Annotated in this window: 18 protein-coding genes; all 18 read left to right on the top strand. The window is 47.2% G+C overall.

Annotated elements, in window-relative coordinates:
• The first annotated feature begins 195 nt into the window (after positions 1 to 195).
• The 18 genes from BMZ54_RS14685 to BMZ54_RS14600 all read left to right on the top strand — a co-directional run bounded on the left by BMZ54_RS14685 (position 196) and on the right by BMZ54_RS14600 (position 19727).
• Positions 196 to 753: a UpxY family transcription antiterminator gene (locus BMZ54_RS14685; RefSeq protein WP_089914176.1), complete on the top strand. Its 558-nt coding sequence runs from the start codon at positions 196 to 198 to the stop codon at positions 751 to 753.
• A gap of 33 nt (positions 754 to 786) precedes the next feature.
• Positions 787 to 1803 (top strand): mannose-1-phosphate guanylyltransferase, encoded by a 1017-nt coding sequence (locus BMZ54_RS14680; protein WP_089912866.1) that lies wholly within the window; start codon positions 787 to 789, stop codon positions 1801 to 1803.
• Positions 1804 to 1980: 177 nt separating this feature from the next.
• Entirely contained in the window at positions 1981 to 2922 is a 942-nt protein-coding gene (fcl, locus tag BMZ54_RS14675) for a GDP-L-fucose synthase (protein WP_089912863.1), read from the top strand.
• Between the two features lie 154 nt (positions 2923 to 3076).
• Positions 3077 to 4420, top strand: coding sequence for a UDP-glucose dehydrogenase family protein (locus BMZ54_RS14670; RefSeq protein WP_089912859.1), 1344 nt, complete (start codon positions 3077 to 3079; stop codon positions 4418 to 4420).
• 84 nt (positions 4421 to 4504) lie between these two features.
• On the top strand, positions 4505 to 5602 hold the full coding sequence (gene gmd / locus BMZ54_RS14665) for a GDP-mannose 4,6-dehydratase (protein ID WP_089912856.1): 1098 nt from the start codon (positions 4505 to 4507) through the stop codon (positions 5600 to 5602).
• Positions 5603 to 5653: 51 nt separating this feature from the next.
• Positions 5654 to 7207, top strand: coding sequence for a lipopolysaccharide biosynthesis protein (locus BMZ54_RS14660; RefSeq protein ID WP_202909251.1), 1554 nt, complete (start codon positions 5654 to 5656; stop codon positions 7205 to 7207).
• Between the two features lie 11 nt (positions 7208 to 7218).
• Entirely contained in the window at positions 7219 to 8400 is a 1182-nt protein-coding gene (locus BMZ54_RS14655; RefSeq protein ID WP_089912853.1) for a glycosyltransferase family 4 protein, read from the top strand.
• Positions 8401 to 8409: 9 nt separating this feature from the next.
• A complete protein-coding gene (locus BMZ54_RS14650) occupies positions 8410 to 9687 on the top strand; it encodes a hypothetical protein (RefSeq protein ID WP_089912850.1) in 1278 nt (425 codons plus the stop codon).
• Positions 9688 to 9747: 60 nt separating this feature from the next.
• A complete protein-coding gene (locus tag BMZ54_RS14645) occupies positions 9748 to 10902 on the top strand; it encodes a glycosyltransferase (protein ID WP_143081017.1) in 1155 nt (384 codons plus the stop codon).
• Between the two features lie 102 nt (positions 10903 to 11004).
• The gene (locus tag BMZ54_RS14640) at positions 11005 to 11916 is read left to right on the top strand and encodes a polysaccharide pyruvyl transferase family protein (protein WP_162277547.1); all 912 of its coding nucleotides are present in this window, start codon (positions 11005 to 11007) and stop codon (positions 11914 to 11916) included.
• A 37-nt stretch (positions 11917 to 11953) separates the two neighbouring features.
• Positions 11954 to 13321 carry a hypothetical protein gene (locus BMZ54_RS14635; RefSeq protein ID WP_089912841.1) on the top strand — a complete coding sequence of 456 codons (1368 nt, stop codon included), beginning with the start codon at positions 11954 to 11956 and terminating at the stop codon, positions 13319 to 13321.
• On the top strand, positions 13296 to 14300 hold the full coding sequence (locus BMZ54_RS14630; RefSeq protein WP_089912838.1) for an acyltransferase: 1005 nt from the start codon (positions 13296 to 13298) through the stop codon (positions 14298 to 14300). Before BMZ54_RS14635 ends, BMZ54_RS14630 begins: the two co-directional genes overlap by 26 nt.
• Positions 14301 to 14310: 10 nt before the next feature.
• Positions 14311 to 15387 (top strand): glycosyltransferase, encoded by a 1077-nt coding sequence (locus BMZ54_RS14625; protein ID WP_089912835.1) that lies wholly within the window; start codon positions 14311 to 14313, stop codon positions 15385 to 15387.
• A gap of 16 nt (positions 15388 to 15403) precedes the next feature.
• Positions 15404 to 16540 (top strand): XrtY-associated glycosyltransferase XYAG1, encoded by a 1137-nt coding sequence (locus BMZ54_RS14620; protein WP_089912831.1) that lies wholly within the window; start codon positions 15404 to 15406, stop codon positions 16538 to 16540.
• A 1-nt stretch (position 16541) separates the two neighbouring features.
• Positions 16542 to 17450, top strand: a complete 909-nt coding sequence (locus tag BMZ54_RS14615) for a glycosyltransferase family 2 protein (protein WP_202909250.1) — start codon at positions 16542 to 16544, stop codon at positions 17448 to 17450.
• Positions 17447 to 17890: a VanZ family protein gene (locus BMZ54_RS14610; protein WP_089912825.1), complete on the top strand. Its 444-nt coding sequence runs from the start codon at positions 17447 to 17449 to the stop codon at positions 17888 to 17890. Before BMZ54_RS14615 ends, BMZ54_RS14610 begins: the two co-directional genes overlap by 4 nt.
• A gap of 1 nt (position 17891) precedes the next feature.
• Positions 17892 to 18443 carry a WcaF family extracellular polysaccharide biosynthesis acetyltransferase gene (locus BMZ54_RS14605; protein ID WP_089912822.1) on the top strand — a complete coding sequence of 184 codons (552 nt, stop codon included), beginning with the start codon at positions 17892 to 17894 and terminating at the stop codon, positions 18441 to 18443.
• An 18-nt stretch (positions 18444 to 18461) separates the two neighbouring features.
• Positions 18462 to 19727 (top strand): WcaI family glycosyltransferase, encoded by a 1266-nt coding sequence (locus tag BMZ54_RS14600; RefSeq protein ID WP_089912818.1) that lies wholly within the window; start codon positions 18462 to 18464, stop codon positions 19725 to 19727.
• Positions 19728 to 19746 lie beyond the last annotated feature (19 nt).

Below are 19746 nucleotides of genomic sequence, written 5' to 3'. Positions count from 1 at the left end.
AATAGCGCTGCCAACGGCTCCTCATGTGAGTGAGAGAGCGAAGCTATTCCAGGAAAAAGATATGACGAGTCTTTATTGAAAAAAACCGAATAGTATGAGAATGCATTCAATAGCATTACCATTGTCTTTAGAAATCCCTCGTTATAGAAACTGCGCAATGTTAACCAGAGTATTAAACTTTTAAATGAGATGCCCATGCAACAGGAAATGTCAACTTGGTATGCAGTATATACCAAAGCAAGATGGGAAAAGAAAGTGGCTGATCTGCTCACCCGCAAGCGCGTGGAAAATTATTGCCCCATGAGCCCCGTAGAGCGCCAATGGAGTGACCGCCGCAAAGTGATCAGTGAACCCTTATTTAAATCCTACGTATTCGTAAGAGTACCTGAAAGCAGGAAATGGGTGGTACGCGAAACAGAGGGCATTGTGAACTTCGTGTACTGGCTGGGTAAACCGGCTATGATACCTGATCATGAAATTGAACTGATCAAACGCTTCCTGCGCGAGTACAAGGATGTAACGGTAGAACAGTTCCCCCTGCATGAAAATGACCTGATCCAGGTAAAATCAGGTCCGTTAATGCACCAGCGTGGAAGGATCATTGAGGTTGGAAGGAACACGGTTAAGGCACAGTTATCCAGCCTGGGTTACACGCTGGTGGCTACTTTGCCAACTACAGAAGTGATCCTGATCGGCAGCGATGCAGTACCCAGCGAAGCAGAAACGCCTTACGCAGGACTTTACCATCAATAACCAGGCAACAGCCATTATACTACTATAAGAACTATGATGCAGCATATCATATTATGTGGTGGGTCGGGAACCCGCCTGTGGCCCTTATCAAATAAACAAACGCCTAAACAGCTGTTACCGCTGTTTGAGGGCAACAGCTTACTGCAGCTGGCTTACCTGCGCAACCAGGTGGCCTGTGACAGTGTGCTGGCTATTGTGAATGAGCAACATTCCGCTACGGTGGAAGAACAGCTGTTACATGCCGGCGCTACCAACCTGCGTATGCTGGCCGAACCTGTAGGCCGCAACACGGCTGCCGCTATAGCCCTGGCAGCGTTTGTATCTGCCCCGGAAACTATTTTACTGATCACGCCTGCAGACCACCTGATAGGCACACCGGATATTTACGCACAAACCATTGAAACCGCCCAGCTGCTGGCTGCCGGCAATAGCCTGGTAACCATTGGCCTGCAGCCCACCTACCCGGAAACCGGTTTTGGCTATATACAATACAGCGGGCATGATGTGATCCGTTTTGTTGAAAAGCCTGATGTGGAAAATGCAACCATCATGCTGCAGAGCGGCGACTTCCTGTGGAACAGCGGTATCTTTTGCTGTAAGGCAGGCATCCTGTTACAGGAGCTGCAAAAGTATGCACCTGAAATTTATGAAACAGCTGCCATTGCTGCCAATGAATGGCTGCGTACCGGCCAGCTAAGCCTGGCTGCTATGGAAGAAATACCTTCTACCAGCATTGACTACGCAGTAATGGAAAAAAGCAATAAGGTAAAAGTAGTGCCCAGCACTATGGAGTGGAGCGATGTAGGCAGCTACGAAGCCCTGGCACAGGCGCTGGTACAGCATTATCAATACCATAACCATCAGGCCGTATCTATTGAAAGCGGTAATAACATGGTGATCGGTAAAGAGAAGCTGGTAGCGCTGGTAGGGGTAGAGAACCTGGTAGTGGTGAACACGCCGGAGGCGCTGCTGATCATGAAAAAAGGAAAAGGGCAGGAGATCAAACAACTGCACCAATGGGTGAAGGAGAACAGACCGGAATTATTGTAGTACAAGAAACCGATGTACACCGCTGCTACTGAATAAAGAATGAATAATTAATAATCGTATAGCAGTATAATAAAGTAACCGAAGTCCCTTTGCCCTGGCTGTAACTGTTAGTATTGATAATTTTCATTCCTTTGTACAGCATGCTCCTTAATTATTAATTATTAACTATTATTATACATGAACCTTACGGATAAGATCTACATCGCAGGCCATCGCGGAATGGTGGGTGGTGCTATTAAGCGCAGACTGGAAACTTTAGGCTATCAGAACATTATTACCCGCACGTCTGCAGAGCTGGACCTGCGTAACCAGGCTGCTGTAAATGAATTTTTTGCAACAGAAAAGCCGGACTTTATATTCCTGGCTGCAGCCAAAGTAGGCGGTATACACGCCAATAACACTTACCGTGCAGAATTTTTGTATGATAACCTGATCATGGAAGCTAACATTATACATGCAGCTTACCAGCAGCAGGCCACTAAACTCATGTTCCTGGGTAGCTCCTGTATCTATCCCAAGCTGGCTCCCCAGCCTTTACAGGAAAGCAGCCTGCTTACCGGTCCCCTGGAATATACCAATGAACCTTACGCCATTGCCAAAATAGCCGGTATTAAACTGTGCGAATCTTACCGGGATCAATACGGCTGTAACTTCATCAGCGTTATGCCTACCAACCTGTATGGCGTAGGTGATAACTACCATCCTGAAAATTCACATGTGCTGCCGGCGCTTATCCGCAAGTTCCATGAAGCCAAGGAAAGCAAAGCAGCCAATGTAACTATATGGGGTACGGGCACGCCTAAACGCGAATTCCTGTATGCCGATGACCTGGCAGATGCCTGTGTGTACCTGATGCTGCATTATGATGGTAAGGAGCTGGTAAATATTGGTACCGGTGAAGACCTGACCATCCGCGAGCTGGCAGAAACCGTAAAAGAAGTGGTAGGTTTTGAAGGTGAGCTGGTATTTGATACCACTATGCCGGACGGTACTCCCCGCAAGCTGATGGATGTAGCCAAGCTGCATAGCCTGGGCTGGCAGCACAGCACCGGGTTAAAAGATGGCATAGAAATGGCTTATGCGGACTACCTGAAGAAAAAACAGACACAACTGGCATAAATAGAATTACGAATTATTCAATTACGAATTACGAATGGAGTGGGACAGTGAACAAACGTAATTGATTATTCGTATAACAGCAGGCATTAACATTTGTAATTCGTAATTGAATAATTCGTAATTAATAATTGACTACCCAAAAACAACCTGAAACATGAAAGTAATAGTTGTAGGAACAGGATATGTAGGATTAGTGACTGGCGCCTGCCTGGCAGAAGTAGGCACCAATGTAGTGTGTGTGGATGTGAATGAAGCCAAGATCAAAGATCTGCAGAACGGAATTTTACCCATATATGAGCCGGGCCTGGAAGAAGTGGTACACCGCAACTTTCAGAACGGCCGCCTGTCCTTCAGCACAGATCTGGCATCTGTAATACCGGGCGCTGAGCTGGCATTTATTGCCGTAGGCACCCCTCCCGGTGAAGATGGCAGCGCTGACCTGAAATATGTACTGCAGGTAGCTAAGGAAATAGGCGCTTCTATGACCAATTACCTGGTAGTGGTTACCAAGAGCACTGTACCAGTTGGTACCGCAGTGAAAGTGAACCGCGCCATTAAACAGGCCTTACAGGAAAGGGACCAGCTGCTGGATTATGATGTAGCCTCTAACCCTGAGTTCCTGAAAGAAGGTGCTGCGGTGGCCGACTTTATGAAGCCCGACCGTATTGTAGTAGGTGTGAACACAGAAAAAGCGCAGCAGGTGCTGGAGAACCTGTATCATCCCTTTGTGCTGAACGGCCGTCCTATTGTATTCATGGACATTGCTTCTGCAGAAATGACCAAGTATGCCGCCAACGCTATGCTGGCTACCAAAATATCTTTCATGAATGATATTGCCAACCTGTGCGAGCTGACCGGTGCGGATGTGAACAAGGTGCGCAAAGGTATTGGCAGCGATCCGCGTATAGGCGACCGCTTTATATATCCCGGTATTGGTTACGGCGGCTCCTGCTTTCCCAAGGATGTGAAGGCGCTGGTACGTACCGGTAAAGAGTATGGCCACGCTATGCGCATACTGGAAAGCGTAGAAGCGGTGAATGAAGATCAGAAGAAAGTAATGTTCAACAAAATAGACCGTCATTTTGAGAGCGACCTGCAGGGCAAAACCTTTGCCATCTGGGGTTTATCCTTTAAGCCTAATACGGATGATATGCGCGAAGCGCCATCCATTGTGCTGATAGAGGCTTTGTTAAACGCCGGCGCAAAAGTGCGGGTGTTTGATCCGGTAGCTATGCATGAAGCCAAGAAAGAGCTGGGCGAGCGCGTAACCTGGGGTACCGACCTGTATGATGCTGCCAACGGAGCAGATGGTATAGTGCTGGTAACAGAGTGGAATGAGTTCCGCCTGCCGGACTGGAACCGTATTAAAGACTCCGTGAAAGCAGCGGTAGTGTTTGACGGCCGTAATATTTATGATGATGTAACGCTGCAGAAGAAAGGCTTTATATACTACGGCATTGGTTTGGCCCGCACGAATAGTACAACTGTGCTGGTTTAATTGATGGAATTAATAATTAAGAATTAATAGTTAATAAGAGGTTGCTCCCTCCTCAGTAAATATTTTTATAAAACAAAATCGAATATGAAAGTTGCCTTAATTACCGGTATCACAGGACAAGATGGCGCCTATCTGGCAGAGCTGTTGCTGGAAAAAGGATACATGGTGCATGGTGTAAAGCGCCGCGCATCCCTTATCAACACGGAACGTATTGATCACCTGTACCAGGACCCGCACAGCGATAACGTGCGTTTCCGCTTACACTATGGTGATATGACCGACAGTACTAACCTGATCCGTATTATCCAGGAAACACAGCCCGATGAGATCTATAACCTGGCTGCTATGAGCCATGTGAAAGTAAGCTTTGATACTCCGGAATACACTGCAAATGCAGACGGTATTGGCACTTTACGTTTACTGGAAGCCCTGCGCATCCTGAAGCTGGAGAAAAAGACCCGTATTTACCAGGCCAGCACTTCAGAGCTGTATGGTTTAGTACAGGAAGTACCGCAGAAGGAAACCACTCCTTTTTACCCCCGCAGCCCGTATGCAGTAGCTAAGCTGTATGCATACTGGATCACGGTGAACTACCGCGAAGCATATGGTATGTATGCCTGCAACGGTATTCTGTTCAACCATGAAAGCCCGCTGCGTGGCGAAACTTTTGTAACCCGTAAAATTACCCGTGGCGTAGCTGCTATTGCACTGGGCCTGCAGGATAAACTGTACTTAGGTAACCTGGATGCCCGCCGCGACTGGGGCCATGCAAAAGATTATGTAGAGGCTATGTGGCGCATACTGCAGCAGGATGTTGCGGAAGATTATGTAATTGCTACCGGCATTACTACGCCTGTACGTGATTTCGTTCGCATGTCGTTTGCAGAACTGGGTATTGAAGTAAAATTCACCGGCGAAGGCGTGGAAGAAAAAGGCGTAATAGCTGCCTGCAATAATGAAGAATATCAGCTGGAAATAGGTAAGGAAGTGGTAGCGGTAGATCCGCGGTATTTCCGTCCTACGGAAGTAGAGCTGCTGATAGGCGATCCCACCAAATCAAAAACCAAATTAGGCTGGGAACCTAAATACGACCTGCCTGCCCTGGTAAAAGAAATGGTAGCCAGCGACGTGCAATTGTTCCGTAAAAAAGATGTAACACAGTGGGAACACCTGGTAGGATAACTCAGTTTGGGTATAAGGTTAAAAGTGGAACTGGAAAACAATAGCTAGTAAATGCAAGCAGCAAACCGGGTAGTATTAAACACAGGCGCACTGTATGGGCGGATGTTAATTACAATGTTTATTGCATTGTATGCAACCCGCCTTGTATTAAATGCGCTGGGCGCAGAAGATTATGGCATTTTTAACCTGGTAAGCGGCGTTATTGTAATGCTTTCCTTTTTAAATGTGGCCATGACCATTTCCACCCAACGGTACCTTTCTTTTTATATAGGCGCCGGCGACCAGGAAAAATTAAAACAGGTATTCAACTCCAGCGTGCTGCTCCATTTTCTGATGGGCATCACGCTGGTTATAATATTTGAGGTGGCAGGGATGTACTTTTTTGAGCGGGTATTGAATATACCTGCAGCGAGGTTGGGCACCGCCAAAATAATATTTCATTTTACGGTGATCAGCACCTTTTTTACCATTGTTTCCGTACCGTATGATGCTACGCTGAATGCACGGGAAAATATGTTCCTGATAGCAGCCATCGGCATCTGGGAAGCGCTGGCTAAGCTGGGCATCGCTATTTACCTGCAGTACACAGGATATGATAAGCTGATCATATACGGCGCGTTAACAGCGGCTGTGACGGTGATCTCCCTTATCATTAAACGCACGTACTGCTCTTCCAAATACCAGGAGGCACGGGTGAAGGTGCGCAAATATTTCAATAAAGGGCTGTTAAGGGAAATGTTTTCCTACGCAGGCTGGAATATGTTTGGCGCAGGCAGTGTGGTAGCACGTAACCAGGGGCTGGCTATGATCTTAAACGTATTCTTTGGCGCAATTATTAACGCCGCTTACGGCATAGCCAACCAGGTAAATTCGCAGCTAAGCTACTTTTCAGTAACCATGCTGCAATCCCTGAACCCGCAGATTATTAAAAGCGAGGGCATGGGCGACCGGCCCAGGATGTTACGACTGGCCATGATAGCCAGTAAGTTCTCCTTTTTTCTGTTATCGTTCTTTTCCATACCGGTGATCATTGAAATGCCCATTATTCTGAAGCTGTGGCTGAAGAATGTGCCGGATCATACCATTGCTTTCTGCCGCCTGATCATTATAGTATCGCTGATCACACAGCTTACCGTAGGGCTGCAGGTAGCCATACAATCCGTAGGCAGGATCAAGGTATACCAGGTGGTGGTAAGCTTGTTACTGATGCTGAACTTACCGGTATCATACTTTTTGTTAAAAGCAGGCATGCCGCCGCACGTTGTGCTGGTAAGCGCCATTTGTATAGAAGCCATTACCTGCAGCTACCGGGTGCTGGCCGCACATAAGCTCACCGGCTTAGCAATAGGCGATTATTTACGCAAAGGCGTACTTACTTCGCTCATGCCCGTGGTGCTGGCCTTTGGCATCTCGCTGCTGCCGCAGCTGGTAATGCACCCGGGTTTTGTACGGTTGCTGGTAACCGGCGCTGTAAGCAGCTTATCTATTTTTATATGTGTGAAGTTCCTGGGCTTAACGGCTTATGAACAGGAGAAGATAGAAGGGATCATAATGAAGTTACTTTCCAAGTTACCCATCAGATTGCCGGTTGCAAAGGCTAATTGATAAGAAGGAATATGAATATATTATTCTACACAGACATATCACCCTTTCCGGCCAATGGCGGAGAAAAGATCAGGAGCTATTACCTGATCAAAGCCCTGGCCAGCCTGGGCCACCAGATTATAGCGCTGATCCAGAATGAGGAGAACACGGACCTGGCCAATTACCAGATACCCAATGTAGTATATTACACGCATCCGAAAAAGCATTTTGACCTGCTGGACCGTATTGCCGGTAAAAATTATTTCCAGCGCTCTAACAAAGTGCTGCAGCTGTTTAACGAGGTATGTGAAAAATATACCATTGATGTAGCAGTGCTGGACTATGGTTACATAGGCCATTATATACAATATTTTAATTCCCGCGGTATAGAGGTGGTGCTGGGCACGCATAATGCGCAACCCATGATCACCGCGCAGGTGCCCGCCAACAACCTGTTTGCCAAGCTGCGCCGCTTTCAGCTGCTAACGCTGGAAAAGCTGCATGAGCGCATGTACTTTAAAAAGGCTGCAGCCCTGTTGGTAGTAAGTGAGGATGACCGTAAGTACCATGAAAAATTTATTCCGAAGGAGCGCGTTTTCTTTGTTCCCAATTTCCTGGATGAAAAGGAATATGCGCTCACCGGGCAAAAACAACCTAAAGTATTGGTAATGACGGCCAACTTTGGCCAGTATATGAACTTTCAGGGGCTGAAATGGTTTATTGAAAAAGTTTGGGACGATGAGCTGGCCAACAGGTATGATATTTGGTTAGTAGGCAGGCGCTCCAAAGAAGCGCTGAAACAGATCACCGGGGCAGAGAGCTTTAAGAATATAACAGCATTGGGTAAGGTGGATGATGTGAAGTGGTATATATCAGTAGCAAACGGTGTAATTATTCCGTTGCTGCATGGCAGCGGCACCCGGCTAAAATGCCTGGAGGCCATGGCGCTGAGAACGCCTATTCTCGCTACTTCCAAGGGGGTAGAAGGCGTGGCCAGCAAGAATTTTATTATTGCCGATACGCCGGAAGAATTTAAAAAAGTGATCCTCAGTTTCAATGGGGATGCAGCAATAGGAGAAGCATTAAGAGCGGATTTTATGCGTGAATACAGTGCGGATGTTAACACCCAGCGCCTGCAACAGGTGCTGAACTACACACTGTATGGCCAGGGAGGAACAAAGGTGAAAGTGAAAAGTGAAATGGTGAACAGTTAAAAGAACCTGATGTTTAAAAAGATCAAAATTGCGGCATATGCGCTGGGAAGCGCACTGAATGTTCCCCTGGTAGGCCAGCTGAAAGGGAACGAGATCGTTGCGTTGCTATCCCTGCCCTTTACCTTTAAGGCCCGCGATTTTAAAGATTATCCCTATTTGCGGAAGATCGTTTATGCGCTGCTGGCCCTGCTGCTGTTCCAGTTTATTACGGATGTATTTGTAGTGCATAACTCCATGCAGAACTTTTTGCGTGGCTGGGCCGGCACCATCATGTCTATCATATCTTTTATAGTGCTGTTCAGAATGATGGATACCGAATCTGCGGTCATGACCTATATCTTCTTTGCCATGATCAAGAATATCCTCTTCACGGATGATATTGTGGATTCGGACATGTCGTTCTTTAAGTTTAAGATCGTTCCTATTATAGCATCTGCATTACAATTAATAGCCGTGTACCTGTACAAGCGGGGGAAAATAATGCTGATGATGGGCATTATGGCCTGTGCCTGTTTGCTCTGTTTTGCCAATGATGCGCGTTCCACCGGTATGCTGTTCTTTGTAGGCGCCGGTATTATTTATGTAATGTCGCGCGGTATACGCATTACCCGGCAAAAAATCTTTGCCATACTATTCATAGGCGCTACGGTATTTGAAATGGCCTATGTGTTTTACGTGAATGCCGTGCTTAGTAATGAGATAGGAGGCGGGCACTCCAGCAGCCAGATAAAGCGCCTGGACAACCCGTATAATCCTTTTGAATTGCTGGTAACAGGCCGTGGTGAAACCTTTGCGGCCATTACCGCTATTGGCGATAAGCCTTTGTTTGGCCATGGCTCCTGGGCGCTGGATAAAGACCTGAAGTATTACAAGATCGTATTATCATACCAGGATGAGGGCACCGGTGAGTTTGACCTGAAGAAGGCCGACTCCGTGGACCGTTACATACCCAGCCACTCTGTGCTCATGGGCGGCTGGATCAGCTGCGGCATCGGCGGTTTTATTGCCGTATTCCTCATTTTCTGGTGGCTCATGAAAATGGCCTTTACGCTGGTATTACACGCGCAGGATTCCAACCTGTACCCGCTATATGTAATGCTGACCATTGGGCTGCTATGGACCTTCCTGTTCTCGCCCTTCCAGCATTTGCGGTTTACCATACCGGTTACCGGCTGTATACTCATGAACGGGTATTATGACTGGCTGTATGGCCCTAATGTGGAAGATGATGAGGATGAGGAGCAGCCGGTGGATGAAGCAGAAAAGGAGCCACTGCTGCTGAACTAAGACGAATGAATGGTGAAAACGACAGGTGAATAATTGACTAAACCGTATAAATTTTTTCAGATGAAAATATGTTTCATTACGCTGGGCGATATTAAATCAATAGCTACCATGAAAAGGGCGCTGGGAATGGCTAACCCCTTGCAGTCCCTGGGATGGGAAGTATCTATTATTGCCCTGGACAGTGAGGAGAACCGGAACCGTATTGCCATTGAATGTAATGAAAACGTGGAGGTACATTTTTACAAAGAGTGTTCCGCCAAAGAAGAAGTGCAGCTGAAGACCGACCTGGTGAACAGGATCCGTCCTGATTTTATTTACTTCTGCTCTTTCAGCTTCCGCAACCGTATTATTAAAAGCAAGCTGCAATCAAAAACCAGGATCCTGATAGAGCATTCTGAGCTGGCCTCTGCCATACCCGATAACAAAGGGCTGCGCAAAATAGCCCTGCGTGCGCTGGAATATTATTCCGTTTCTTATGCGGATGGGTTGCTGTGCGCCAGCCGCTACCTGGAACGGGAATATCATAAAATGGCTAAGCAGCTTATGAAAAAGAAGCTACCCATCCTGTATTCTCCCTACGCATTTAATACTGAGGTTATAGATTCTCCAAAGATATTGCTGGATCATCTGAACGAACGTTATAAAAATAACACCGTGCTGTTATACATGGGCACCATGACCCGTAACTACGGGCTGTTCACCATGCTGCAGGCAGTGGAGCAAATAGTGAAGGAACGCCCGAATGTAAAGCTGCTGTTACTGGGCAGGGGCCGCCACCTGGAAGAAGCAAAGACCTATGTACAACAGCATCAGCTGGAAAAATATATTGAGTTCAAAGGCTATACTGAAGAAAATGAGCTAAGCTCTTACTTTGAAAGAGCAGATGCTTTTATCTCCCCTCTAAATGATACTGTACAGGACTGGGCACGTTGCCCCAGCAAGATCTATATGTACATCCCTTTCAAGAAACCCATCTTCACCAGTAAGATCGGGGAGCCTAAGGAAATATTCGGTGATGAAGGCAATTACTTTGATACTACCCAACCTGAAACCCTGTCGAAACTAATTGCTGCGCTGGCCGATGGTAAGCTGCAGAAAACGGATGTGAGCATAGATGAACATAGCTGGGACCGCCGTTCCGTGGATTTTACCAACTGGATAGCCTCGCAATACGCCGTTCAATTTGCTGCCAGCAGCAGTGAGGTGTTTTCGTGAGAAGGAAAGCATGTTTATAAAAGATATTAATTACCGAATACCGAATACACCACAGCCGGTGGCCCATGCCGCGCGGTTATTAGAAAATTTAAAGTTTTTCAAGTGAACTATATCTATTACAAAGATCCGAAGGGAAATTTTGGGGATGACCTGAATGGCTGGTTGTGGCCCAAGCTGTTTGGGGAAGAAAAGCCTGACAATGATGCCTTCATTGGCATTGGCTCCATTTTGTATAACGGTTCGCCCTTATTCAAAGAGCTGGGTAATAAAAGAAAGATCGTGTTTGGCACCGGCATACGCCCGGGCTATAAGAATTTTACCTGGGACGATAGCTGGGACATCCGTTTCCTGCGCGGTCCTTTATCTGCCTGCAATTTCAATAATGCATATGAATACATTGCAGATGCTGCGTACGCGCTGCGCCTTACCAATGAGTTCAATAACATACAGCAAAGCAAAAAGAAATACGAGGTAAGCGTGATCCCTTACTTCAAATCCCAGGAGTTCTTTGACTGGAAAGCCCTGTGCGATAAGCTGGGTTTCCACTACATTTCTCCGGGTTCTGAGAACGGCGTGGAGCACACGCTGCGGGAAATAGCAGCTTCCAAATTTGTAATTGCAGAAGCCATGCACGGCGCTATTGTGGCCGACATATTGCGCGTGCCCTGGAGCCGTTTTGTACTCTCTACTCCTTTTACAGAAGGAGGCAAAGTATCTGAGTTTAAGTGGATGGACTGGTTACACTCCATTCAGCTGTATAATACAGAAGCTACGCACATACCGCTGTACCGCAGATCATCCCTGCACAAAAAAATAAGATCCCTTACCGGTAATATGATCAGTGCAGAGTTCCTGGTAAAGAAGGTGGTGAAAGAAGAGCTGTTATCCAAGTTATCCAACATCAGCGATTATTATTTATCATCCGATAGTGTGATCAGCAGCATTGACAGCCGCTTTTTTGAAAAGGCAGCCCAGCTGAAGCAGGAGAAAGGCGTAGTACTGGCCGGCCAGTAAGCGCCACTCAAAATGACTTAATTATTTGAATTTCTATATGCAGCAAGAAAAGGTTTTAACAAAAGGCAAGGGCAATTTCTTTTTTGGCTTCCACGACCTGGTGGCCTGGAACGCAGCGGGGGACAAGCTACTGGCCCTGCGCATTGATAATATTTTAACACCACCCAACCCGGATGTGCCTTGTGATATTGGTTATGTGAATGGCGATGAAAGTTTTGTAAAGCTGGGCGAAACCTACGCCTACAACTACCCCCAGGGGGCCCGCCAGCAATGGGTGGGTAATACCGACCTGTTTGTGGTAAATGATCGCATTAACGGCGCCTGGCGTTCCAAAGTGTATAACACTACTACCGAAGAATGTACGGAGCTGGAACATTCCACGCACGTGATCACAGACGATGGCTGGGCCTTTGGCCTGGACTATGCCCGCCTGTACCGTGTAGGCGGCTACGGCTATACCGGCCTGCCGGATGCTTATGCCAATGAGCATGTTTCAGAGAACACCGGTATTGTAAAGCATAACATTCATACCAAAGCAGCCTCCCTGCTGATATCCCTGAAGGAGATCGCTCATTTTCAGCTGAATCCTAACCTGGGTAACAATCACTACTTGACGCATTTGCTGCTGAACCCTTCACAAACGCGCCTGGCTTTCCTGCACCGTTATAAGTTAAAGGATGGTGGCGAAACCACCCGCCTTATGACCATCGGCGTAGATGGTAAAGACCTGAAATGCCTGGCCAGCGGCTTTTTGAGCCACTTTGACTGGAAGGATGATACGCATATTGCCATTTGGGGCCGCACCGGCAGCGGCGTGGAAAAGCTGAGAAGCTCCCTGCTGTACCGCATGATCCCTTCCGGCCTTATTTCACAGGCTAAGAAGGTGATAAAAAAGCTGATGTACAAAAAGCCCAAAGGCGCTGCGGCCAAGCCGAATGCTGCCTTTAACTGGCTGCTGTTCAAAGATGAGAATAATGCGGAACCGGCTTTCCTGGCTAAAGGAATTGTGAATGAAGACGGGCATCCTATGTTTTGCCCGGCTAACCGCGACTGGATGATCTGCGATACCTACCCGGATGAAAACGGCATTCGTGTGCTGTTCTTATTCCAGTACAGCACACAGAAACGTGTGGACCTGGGCACCTATAAAATGATAGATACCAAACCGGACCTGAAAGAATCGGCGGCTTATTTAACCGGGGTAGATAAGGGCGTAATGAAAGCCTTTTCACTGGAACAGATGGCCTTTACGCGCAGCGGCCTGCATTGCGACCTGCACCCCCGCTGGAAAAAAGACGGTACCATGGTAGCTTTTGATTCCATACACGAAGGCAAGCGCCTGATATATGGTTATGATGTAAGTAACATAGTTTTAAATAATGGCACTACTGCAACCCATAGTTAAAGATAAGCTGTACGTAAAGGGTTTTGACCTGATACGGCCTATTGCTGCATTCAGCGTAGTATGGATACATGGTTGTGAAACCAATCTGTGGACCAAAAAGCTGAACGGGCTGAATGAGTATGCCGTACCGGTATTTATAGCTATTTCCTTTTTCCTGTTTGCAAGCCAGGTGGCGGGCGGCAGGCTGCAAAGCTTTAATGAAATGGCATCGACACGCTTTAAAAGGCTCATGATCCCATTCTTTATCTGGACACTGATATACCTGGGCATCCGTTATGCCAAGTCAGTATATATGAAGGAGCCGTTTGAGCTGTCGCCGGTGCAAATGTTCCTGTTCAAAGGCAGCTCTTACCAGCTGTGGTATTTGCCAAACCTGTTCTACCTGTTCCTGATCTTTTTCCCATTTCTGAAAGTGGCAGGGCAGAATGTGCGCAAGGCCAACCTTACTTTAATGACAGTGGTGATCATAGCGCTGGTGATCATTTTTTCCAATAATGCAAGTGTGCAGCAGGCAGACTGGTTTACCAAACACCTGCGCTTATATTTTGTGCCTTCCCTGGTATCGGCCAGCATAGGCATGTTATATTATCTCAATTACAACACTATTAAAAGCCGGTACGATAGAACAGCGCAAATACTGGTGCCAATACTGGCCGGGCTGCTTTTTATTGCGCAGTATTTTAAACCGCACCTGTTTGTATCCTTCCTGTTCATAGGTGTGCTGTTTGCCTGGGTATTATACCAGGTGAAAGTGGAGAACCGGTTTATAAAACGCCTGTCAGATAATTCAATGGGTATTTACCTGGTGCATGGCATTTTCCTGGAAGGTATTAAAACGGGCTTAGGCATTGCCAAACACCCGGTGAGCGGCTTTTTACCAACCGTATTAGTGATAGTGGTAGCGTATTTGCTGAGCTTTGCAACTTCGGATATTATGTCGCGGAACAGCACTTTACGCAAATATTTTATGGGCAACTGAGTACTTAAACATGATAGCGATACTACAACCTTTTATCCCCCATTACCGGGAACAATTCTTTAACCAATTGCAGCAGAAAGCTGCATTTGACCTGTATTGCTATGAGTCTGAGCAGCTGTCAAAGAACAATTTTGCGCAGGGAAAAACGCCGGTGAAACCGGTGAACGCCGTGAGCATAGGGCCTTTTATCCTTTACAACCCGTTTAAATTTTTCAGGAAAGATTATAAGGTGCTGGTGCTGATGTTAAACTTCGCACACCTTTCCACCTGGTTCATTTTATTTATGAAGCCCTTCCTGCGCCGTAAGGTTATTTTATGGGGGCACGGTATATCGGTAAAACGCTATGTGCGGGAAGAACAGCAGCCTAATTTTTTACTGAAGTGCATGATACGTATGGCCGACGGTATCTGGTTCTACACCAAAAAAGAGCAGGAGATCTGGCAGCGTGCCGTACCGGGCGTAAAAGGTTATGCGCTGGGCAATACTATCTCCGATGTGGAAAGCATATTGCAGCTGGCCTTACCGGATAAGGCGGCCGTGAAAGCAAAGTATAACATTACACAACCCCGTGTGCTTATTTACTGCGCACGGTTTAATGAGCCGGGGAGAAGGGTAGACCTGCTGGTGAAGCTCATTGAGCGCCTGGATCCGCAAAAGATCGGCGTGATCATTATTGGCGATGGTAAACTGAAACCGGATTTTTCTCCGTACAAACATGTATATGATTTTGGCGCCGTATATGACCGGCAGCAGAAGGATGAATTATTTGCCGCAGCAGATATTTACTTTCAGCCGGGATGGGTGGGACTTTCCATTGTGGAAGGCATGGCATACGGCAAACCCATTTTTACTTTGCTGCGCACCGCGGAGCTGCTGCAATGCGTAGAGTACAGTTATATACAGGATGGCTATAACGGAATGATATTTGAAGATGTGGACGCCTGCCTGAAGGAGCTGAACAACCTGCAGGATGCGGAGATCCAGTTAATGAGTGCCAATGCAAAGGAATATGTGAAAAGGGAGCTTACCATGAACACCATGATCAATAATGCCATGCAGGCCATAGAAACCGTTGCCAACAACTAAAGAAACAAAGCAGTAAATGAAAATATTATTCATAGTACCGTCTTACAAACCCGCCTACATTTACGGTGGTCCCATAGTGGTGATAGCCAGGCTGGCAGAGCGCCTGGTGCAGCTGGGGCATTCCGTAACCGTGTATACCACTACGGCCAATGGCAAAACAGAGCTGCAGGTGCCTGTGGGGGAAACCGTGATGGTGAATGGCGTGGCGGTAAAATATTTTAAACGCATTACCAAAGACCATACGCACGTATCGCCTGCGCTGTACCGCGCTACCTGGAAAACGGTGCGGGACTTTGATGTGGTGCACATTCACTCCTGGTGGAACTTCCTGGTAATAGGCGCCGCTATGGTATGCCGCATGCGCGGTGTAAAACCGGTGCTGTCGCCGCACGGTATGTTCTGCGATTATGTGCTTACTGCTAATAACAGTAAAAAGAAACAGCTGATCCATAATACCATTGGAAAAGGGTTGCTGAAAAATACGTTCCTGCATGTATCCTCCCACATGGAGTGGCAGGAGAGCATACAGTACAATCCTAAGTGGAAGGATGATGGCGCCATGGTGTTTAACCTGGTGGACCTGCCGGTGAAAGACTATACACGTAAGAGCAACCATGTTTTTACCATCAGCTTTTTATCGCGTATAGATCCTAAGAAGGGGCTGGAAATATTGCTGTATGCGCTGGCGCGCGTGCGTTTCAATTACCGCCTGCGCATAGCGGGTTCCGGTGAGGATGAGTATGTGCAAAAGCTGCAGCTGCTGGTGCAGGAGCTGGATATGGATGATAAGGTAGAATGGGCGGGCTGGAAAGGGCCGGAAGAAAAGTTCCAGTTCTTTGCAGAATCTGACCTGTTTGTGCTGACCTCTCTGAACGAGAATTTTGCGATCGTAGTAGTAGAATCATTATACGTAGGCACACCGGTGCTGATCAGCAACAATGTAGGTTTATCCAAATACGTGAATGAAAAGAACCTGGGCTGGATCACCGGTATTGAAAATATAGATGAAGTGGCAGAAAAGCTTACCGCTACCTACCATGCACAGGAAGAACGGTCAAGGATATCACGGGAAGCCAGGAATGTAATAAACAATGACTTCAACGAAACCAAGCTGGCTTTGGATTACGTTGAATTGTACGAAAACAGTAAATAAGTTGGATATCTCTGTTATTATCCTCACCTATAATGAAACAAAACATATAGGACGCTGCCTGGAAAACCTGCGCGGCATTACTGATGAAATTTTCATTATTGACGCATACTCTACAGATAATACGGTGGAGATTGCAAAGCAGTATGGCGCTAAGGTATACCAGAACAAATGGATCAACTACGCGGTGCAGTTTCAGTGGGCATTAGACAACTGCCCGGTTACTACGCCCTGGGTAATGCGGATGGATGCAGATGAGTACCTGGAGCCGCCGCTGATCACAGAGATCAACACCCGTTTAGCCACTGTGCCGGAAGAGGTAAGCGGCATTTATATACGCCGTAAAGTGTTCTTTAAAAATAAGTGGATACGGCATGGCGGTTTTTACCCGCACACCTTACTGCGTATATGGCGCAAAGGCAAGGGCAGTATTGAACAGCGCTGGATGGATGAGCACATTGTGCTTTCGGAAGGTAAGACCATCATGTTCAAGGAGCATATTGTGGATCATAACCTGAACTCCATTCATTGGTGGGTGAACAAACATAATAATTACGCCATCCGTGAAATGGTAGACCTGCTGAATATTAAGTATGGTTTTATGGGAACGGATGGGCGCCTGCTGGAAAGTAATGATCCGCAGGCCAAGCGCAAACGCTTTTTGAAAGAAAAAGTATATTCATCTATGAGGCCCAGCATGCGGGCTTTGTTATACTTCATTTTCCGGTATGTGATGCGCCTGGGTTTCCTGGATGGCTACCAGGGTTTTATTTTTCACTTTATGCAGGGGTACTGGTACCGCCTGCTGGTGGATGTGAATGTGCAGGAATTTGAAGAAAAATTAAACGGCGACAGCAGCCGGGAACAGCTGGTGGCTCTGTTAAAGCGCGACTATAATATTGTAGTGGAATGAAAGGATTAAAGGTATTGGCTGCACTGGGGTATGGCGTTATACTCTCTTACATTGTGTTGTGGGCGCCGGCCCGCCGGGAGCGTCCCATAGAGGGCATTTACCGTACCAAGCTAACGCCTTTTAAAAGTACCTGGGATGATATGATACACTACAAGGGCAACAATGCCCTGGTGCATTGGGTGCTGTTCCTGGGCAACTTTTTAGGCAACATACTGCTGTTTGTGCCTTTTCCTTTTGTCCTGATGATGGTGTTCCGCATTACCAGTATACGAAGGGTAATACTGCTGGGTTTTTTAAGCAGCGCGCTGATAGAGGTTGTGCAGTATATAACCCACCTGGGAGTAGCGGATGTGGACGATGTGATGCTGAATACCGCAGGAACAGCTATTGGCGCATATTTGTGCCGCTTTTTTTTGAGCAGACTTAACATGCAATCATAAAATGCAAACGCAGTTAGCAAAATTTACAACAGGTCATTATAATGCAGGCGCAGGCACGCTGAAGGTAGTGGCGTGGCATTTTCTGAACTATGGTATTATGAACAGCGCCTTTCCCTGGCCCTATAGCTTTAAAGCTGCGCTGCTGCGCATGTTTGGCGCTAAAGTAGGCAAGGGGCTGGTGATCAAGCAAAAGGTACGGATCAAGAATCCCTGGCGCCTGACCATTGGGGACGATTGCTGGATAGGAGAATCGGTATGGATAGATAACCTGGAAGATGTGGTGCTGGGTAATAACGTATGCGTATCGCAGGGTGCGCTGCTGTTAACCGGCAACCATGACTACAAGAAAAGTGATTTTCCTTACCGGCTGGGTAAGATCATAATAGAAGACGGAGTATGGATAGGCGCGCAATCCGTGGTTTGCCCGGGTGTGGTATGCCGCACCCATGCCATTTTAACGGTAAGCTCGGTAGCTACCAGGGAGCTGGAAGCCTGGAGCATTTATACCGGCAACCCTGCCGTAGCAGTAAGGGAAAGAGTTATTATCGAATAGTTGTTAGTTAAGAAATATATGGGAAAACGTGTACTGCTTATTGGTGGAAATTTTGCACCCGAACCTACTGGTATCGGGAAGTATAATGGCGAAATGATGCATTGGCTGGCAGCTAACGGTTACGACTGTACGGTGGTTACCTCTTATCCCTACTACCCGCAGTGGAAAGTGCAACCGCCGTATGATAAAGGCAAATCCTGGTATAAAAAGGAAATGCTGGCAGTGCCCACTACTGTTAATGGCAGTGCGCAGCTAAGCGTGCACCGCTGCCCGCAGTACGTGCCTGCAGCGCCTTCCGGCGCTAAAAGAATGCTGCTGGATTTTTCCTTTGCGCTGAGCGCCTTTTTTAAAGTAATGCAGCTGCTGCCGGGTAAGAAGTTTGATGTGGTGATTGCGGTGGTGCCCCCTTTTCATTTGGGGTTACTGGCCGTGTTATACAAAAAGTTCCGCGGCGCCAAAGTAATGTACCACATACAGGATATGCAGATAGAAGCCGCACGTGACCTGAATATGATAAAATCCAAAGGGCTGATCAAAATGCTGTTTGGCGTGGAGCGGTACATTTTCAGGCAGGCGGATATTGTAAGTAGTATTTCAGATGGTATGATGCGTAAAATACAGGAAAAAGCAGGGAAGGATATTTTCTTCTTCCCCAACTGGGTGGACGTTTCCCTGTTCCACCCGCTGGAAAACCGGGCGGCGCTGAAACAGGAATTTGGTTTTGCGCCAACGGACAAGATCATTTTATACTCCGGCGCCATTGGTGAAAAGCAGGGGCTGGAAGCTATACTGCATGCGGCCAAAACCTTTACCAACCGGCCGGAGCTGAAGTTCCTGATCTGCGGATCGGGGCCGTATAAAGCTAAGCTGGAAGAGCAGGCCGCTGCTATGGGTTTGCAGCAGGTGATCTTTTTCCCGCTGCAGCCGTTTGAAAAGTTCAACCGCTTCCTGAACATGGCGGATGTACATTTAGTGATCCAAAAAGCCAATGCCAGCGACCTGGTAATGCCGTCTAAACTAACTACCATACTGGCCGTGGGCGGGCTGGCGCTGATCACCGCTAACCCCGGCAGCAGCCTGTATGAGCTGGTAGCCCGTTACAATATGGGGGTGCTGGTGAATGCAGAAGACCAGCAGGCACTGAATGAGGGCATGCACCAGGCTGTTGACCATGCAGATACAACTACTATTACACGGAATGCGCGTGAATACGCGGAAACTTACTTATCGATAGGCAAAATAATGTCGCGCTTTGAACAGGCGGTAGTGAACAGTGAAAATTAGAACCTTGACAACATCTTTA

This window comes from Chitinophaga rupis (assembly GCF_900109685.1).
GTDB lineage: Bacteria > Bacteroidota > Bacteroidia > Chitinophagales > Chitinophagaceae > Chitinophaga > Chitinophaga rupis.
The sequence above is the reverse complement of the archived record's forward strand: the minus strand, read 5'-3'. Positions and strand labels throughout refer to the sequence as shown.